A 5,151-nucleotide genomic window follows, 5' to 3' on the forward strand; every position below is an offset into this window, starting at 1 on the left:
CAAAATGATGGTTTTGCGGGGGGATTACCCTTCAGTTTGCCAGGTAGTGTTCGCAGCTCCAAATAAAAAACTATTAAAAATCAAATAATCACACATCAAAAAATTCTTAGACCCCGAATAAATCAACCATCAATCCTCAGGGACTCCGATAATAAAATTTCCACATTGAAATTACGCAGTTTGAATAATAACCTCCTTGAGCCCCGTTTTTTCATCAACAAACTCATAAATATATCCATCGTCATGCAGCGCATCTGTCTTCTCTTGCTTTATAAATGTTAGAGGAGTTTCATTTTTCACAGGCCAAATAGCATCTTGCAGCCACTTTGGAGGCTTACTGGAAAATTTGAACCGTTTTTTAATTTCATCCTTAAGCCACTTTTTAATGCTAACAGATTCACTTACAGAAGAATATTCATCAAACATTTTCAACGCATAATCACCCGGTATATTCAACCACTTCGGCTGAGCTACTGCAAGCGTATCCAGAAGATTGATATATTTATTTGAAAAAACATAACTCTCACCAATTAAATCAAGGTATTCAGAAAGTGCCTTCTGAATGATATACAAATCTAAAATTTTCTTAAAGTTTTTTGCAGCAATGTAAATATATAAGCCTTCCCCAGAGGTTCTTCCTGAAATCTCTACACTCTTGAGATTCTCTTCAAGTTCTTTGCTTGTATAAAAAATACCTTCCAATTTCTCAGGAGAAAGCCCTCCCTCGACAAATTCTCTTATTTGTTTAATGTGATTCATTTTAGCTCCCTAAGTTTCTATATGGATCCAACTCAGCATGCTGCTCGCGAGTTACTTCCCTTAAATTTCCTGGATTATTAACATCCCTGCCTCCATTACGCTGAGGATTATGATGATGCAACTCCATAGGATTCCCATTAGCGTCTACTGGTGCTTTGCCATTTCTCATTTGTCCGAGCTGTCCTTCATACTCATTGCTTCCAGACTTTTGAATGGCATCAGCCCTATTTTTCCAATATCTAGATCGTACAACATCCCAAGTCGGAGTGCGACCATCTGGCAATGGTTTATCAATTGCATCGCCTCGTTTCCATCGCTTGAATTTTATTGGTTTTGTTTTGCCACAACTCCACCCCCAAGGATCAATCCAAGAAAGCGGATTCGGCGCATAGGTTGCAAGGTTGATGCCGCCTTGCAGACCAATCGGATCAGGGCAGATAAACCGCCCCATATCCGCATCATAGTAGCGGAAGGTGTTGTAGTGCAGGCCTGTGCTGCGATCCAGGTACTGGCCTTGGAAACGCAGGTTCTGCTCACCTTCGGGCTTGTCACCTTGTTCAATCGGCTCTTGGTTGGCCAGCGTTTTGACTTGCCACTCTTCAGCTACTGTTGCACCCCAAGTGGTGTAGCTGGCTTGCCAAACGAGCTGCCCATCGGCATTGGTTAATTCTTCAGGCATACCGACTTGGTCGGTATGGAAGTAGTAGACCTTACATAGTTCTGGGTTTGAGCTTGCACTTGAAGCGTCCAACCCCGTTGTGCCATTGCCGAGTGAGGCCTCTTGCATATAGCGCGGATCAGGCTGCTCCAGTGAGGCCCAGTATTGCGCTTCCGCATCATTGGCTGCAATGCCTGTCCCACTGTGTGGTGTGGGCTCAAAGCCTTTGAGTGCCTCGGCAATCCGTGCTTCATTCTCCAGTTGCTGTGCGGATGGTGCTGCTGCAGCGGGATCTGCCTGGGTGCCCAGGCCGCCTTGCTCGGTCGCATCACCGCTGGCATCCAGGCGAGCCAGTGGTACGTAGCTGCCCGGCTCATACACGTAGCTGGTGATTTGGCTGCCCCGGCGCTCTTCGATTAGGCGCATGCCTTCCCAGATAAAGACCGTTGTGCCAAATGCATCTTGCTTGACGATGCGTCTGCCTAGCGCGTCGTAGCGGAAGTGTGTGCTTTGGGTGTTTTCGTGTTCGGTAAAGGGTCTGCGCGTGGTGTAGACGGCTTTGAGGCGGTTTTCTTCGTCCCAGACAAATCGCTGGATGGTGTGTTTGTCGCTGCGCTTTTCTATTAGCCGGTCGTGGCTGTCATAGTAGAAGCGTTTGTCTTAAAACACCCGCACCAGCTTGTCTTGCACGTAGCCACCCTGCGCTCGTGGATGGGCACCACAAATGGCGTGATTCAATTTCCTGCACGATCAGGTTTTGACCAACCGGCATTTGATAAAAATAACTTGTGAGGGCTACTTTTTAGATGTGAAATAAGCCATTGTATTATTAGTCAAATACATACCATTCACCTGATCGTATTTCGCAATAGCATCGGGCCAGGCGAAGAAACGAGAATGCGGCTTTTCACCAACCACACCGGTTTTTGGATCAATCACGTATAATTTTCTTGCAGTTTTCTTACATAGCTTTAAAATCTTCTTCACAAATTCGTCCGTAGCCTCATCGGCCTTATCATACGAATATCCAATGCTAGCATTCATCAGCCCCCCCGGAGAATAACCTGCCTCCCTTGAATGAAGGAATTGAAGCAAACCAGCACCCATCGCACTAGGATCATACTCTTCCCGATCAGAAACTGGCCTATGTATGGATTTTTTAACATATTCACTCTTCGAATATATATCCGTATTCCATATTGCCGCAGCAGAATTAAGTCGATCATTGCACTGACTGATTGAATCTCTAATTCGCGGAGAAAGTTCTGGATCGGGCCATGGATAACAATCAATGAAGAGAGTACTTGGCACTTCATTCTTAATGACCTCAGAAAAACCCCCTTCATCTTCCTCGGTCATAAAAACCTCAAAGCCACCAACACAGTTATTCATCAAAAATTACCCCATAAATGTCATTTCAAAATACAACATTGACCCATTTATTTTTCTCACCATTAAATATTTCCTTTTTATCTAGCCTCCACACCCCCGATACTTTTTTTCAGCGTAAACTTATGTCGCTCATCAAAAAAATCTGAGACTGGGTGCTTCCACTTTGTCTCAAAAATAACTTTATTCGATTCTTCAACAATATCAATCACCGATTCATTGATCGGATCATACTCAGGAGGATAGCCTGCATCAGGCCCTGCCAAACGTCCCGTTTTTCTCTCTTTTTCAGTCAAAAAATCGTCATATATTTTGATCAATTCACTTTTTGCAACCTCTCTATTAGCCTCTGGACCACCATTTTCAGGCTTATAACGTTCGTGCGTGCGAACTTCCCATTTGTGCATTTCATCCCAAAAAGAGACTAAGGTTTCTTTTGCTTTTTTCATGAGAGTTATTTTGGAAATTTTATTAAAAAATAACCGCCTTATTGTTTACAAATTTCAAATCAATGTCCACTAGACGAACGCAGCCCTTCATAACTCTACATCTTGTTTTCATACACGATTAAACCAAGAAGCACCCGTCACGCTTACTATATGATCGCAATTCAATAATTCGTTATTGACTTTAAAGCAACATATGCAAAATGATGCAATCAAACGAGCAGAAAATACCAACAGATTGGATTTTTTCTATCTGGATGATAGGTTGCAGCTTTAAAGGCAAACTTGATAGTCTCCCCAAGAGATAAAGCATCTCTATTAGCCAAATAAGTTACAGCACCATCAATCGGGCCATTCCTTATATTTCACCAATATCGCCAGATCTTGTCATTTCAACAGAGCGAGAGAGCCAAGATCAACATCACACTCCTTCTATTGCCATACATCATTACCTCGCGATTCTCTCTAAATAAGAGAGCATGTTTTCGCCAGATAATTATCAGCAGTGCTGTCCAAGAGCCCGTTACCTCAGAGCACTACATACACCAACCCAATCCAATTAACCAAAGACGGTACAGATAGTACAATAAAATTTTGCAATGATGTATCAAGGGCCGCACTTTAACTCCACGCACTCAATCGTAAAGTTATAGAAGTTGATCCAACAAGAAACACTTTATCTTTCCGATACTGTTAGGCCATTAAAATCAATCAACAGCTGCTCTAATGATTCAGCAGATTTAACCATAGTTTCTTGCATCATTGTCCCCATATCGTTTTCAAAAATTAGCCCATGCTTATCCATAAGTATAGCCACACCACCACCATCATCACCGATCATAAGATACCCTGGCAAATATTCACCAACCTCATAATCTACATTTCTCTCAAATAAATCCTCTACCTCTAGCAACGAAATTCGCCCCAGAGAACTCAATCCATTAGATACCCTCAAAAAACTCAAGTAATCATTAGGTATAAAAATTTTCGAAGAAACATCATCAACTTCAGAAGATCTAGCAGGATTGTTAATCTGAAATCGCTTCATCAACTCGTCTCTCTCAATCATCAAAAAGCTCCTAACTGATCAAAATACTTATAACTCTGGTTAATCACTCTGCGCACCTGTGCCTCAGGAACACCAGCAGCCCTCATTTTTCTTGCAGCCTCATTGAACTCAGTCCTAATGTCTGTTCCAAAACCATTATTTCTTCTAAACGCTCGTTGCGCAGCTGAAATTTGTGCGTGCGACATGCCGGACGAACTCGGTAACAGAATCGCTGGAGCTGCGTTTGGATCATAACCAGGAACATTTCTTTTCGCCCATTCTTGCTGAATTGCGTGATGAGACTGAACTCTATTATCTGCAGCAGTATTAGTATGGCCAGGGGCTCTATTAACTCCTGGACTCAAATTAACATGTTTATCAACATCGTTAGTTCGGTAGCCTCCAGGCCGTTGACAAGCCCACCCCCAAGGATCAATCCAAGAAAGCGGATTCGGCGCATAGGTTGCAAGGTTGATGCCGCCTTGCAGACCAATCGGATCAGGGCAGATAAACCGCCCCATATCCGCATCATAGTAGCGGAAGGTGTTGTAGTGCAGGCCCGTGCTGCGATCCAGGTACTGGCCTTGGAAACGCAGGTTCTGCTCACCCTCTGGCTTGTCACCTTGCTCAATCGGCTCTTGGTTCGCCAGTGTTTTGACTTGCCACTCTTCAGCCACCGTTGCGCCCCAGGTCGTGTAGCTGGCTTGCCAGACTAGTTGCCCATCGGCATTGGTTAACTCTTCAGGCATTCCGACCTGGTCGGTATGAAAGTAGTAGACCTTGCAAAGCTCTCGGTTTGGGTTTGCGCTTGAAGCACCCAATCCCTTTGTGCCATTGTATTGACCCACTAA

5 protein-coding genes and 1 pseudogene are annotated in these 5,151 nt (G+C 43.8%); all 6 read right to left on the reverse strand.

Going from position 1 to position 5,151, the window contains the following annotated elements:
- Positions 1–171: 171 nt before the first annotated feature.
- Positions 172–759, reverse strand: coding sequence for a hypothetical protein (locus tag E8K88_RS17700; RefSeq protein ID WP_136407991.1), 588 nt, complete (start codon positions 757–759; stop codon positions 172–174).
- 351 nt (positions 760–1,110) lie between these two features.
- A pseudogene (locus tag E8K88_RS18685) lies at positions 1,111–1,612 on the reverse strand (RHS repeat-associated core domain-containing protein); the annotation flags it as partial.
- 600 nt (positions 1,613–2,212) lie between these two features.
- On the reverse strand, positions 2,213–2,776 hold the full coding sequence (locus E8K88_RS17710) for a hypothetical protein (protein WP_136407993.1): 564 nt from the start codon (positions 2,774–2,776) through the stop codon (positions 2,213–2,215).
- Between the two features lie 110 nt (positions 2,777–2,886).
- Entirely contained in the window at positions 2,887–3,255 is a 369-nt protein-coding gene (locus tag E8K88_RS17715) for an NTF2 fold immunity protein (protein ID WP_136407994.1), read from the reverse strand.
- Positions 3,256–3,928: 673 nt separating this feature from the next.
- Entirely contained in the window at positions 3,929–4,321 is a 393-nt protein-coding gene (locus E8K88_RS17720) for an SMI1/KNR4 family protein (RefSeq protein WP_136407995.1), read from the reverse strand.
- Positions 4,321–5,151, reverse strand: an 831-nt coding sequence (locus tag E8K88_RS17725; protein ID WP_205880126.1) for an RHS repeat-associated core domain-containing protein, incomplete at its 5' end; no start/stop codon positions are given. The genes E8K88_RS17725 and E8K88_RS17720, both read right to left, overlap by 1 nt.

The organism is Lampropedia aestuarii (assembly GCF_004803635.1).
Classification (GTDB): Bacteria; Pseudomonadota; Gammaproteobacteria; order Burkholderiales; family Burkholderiaceae_C; genus Lampropedia; species Lampropedia aestuarii.

Coding starts and splice junctions, on each gene's coding strand:
- E8K88_RS17700 (WP_136407991.1), bottom strand. CDS start 759: ATGAATCACATTAAACAAATAAGAGAATTTGTCGAGGGAGGGCTTTCT.
- E8K88_RS17710 (WP_136407993.1), bottom strand. CDS start 2,776: ATGACCGAGGAAGATGAAGGGGGTTTTTCTGAGGTCATTAAGAATGAA.
- E8K88_RS17720 (WP_136407995.1), bottom strand. CDS start 4,321: ATGATTGAGAGAGACGAGTTGATGAAGCGATTTCAGATTAACAATCCT.
- E8K88_RS17715 (WP_136407994.1), bottom strand. CDS start 3,255: ATGAAAAAAGCAAAAGAAACCTTAGTCTCTTTTTGGGATGAAATGCAC.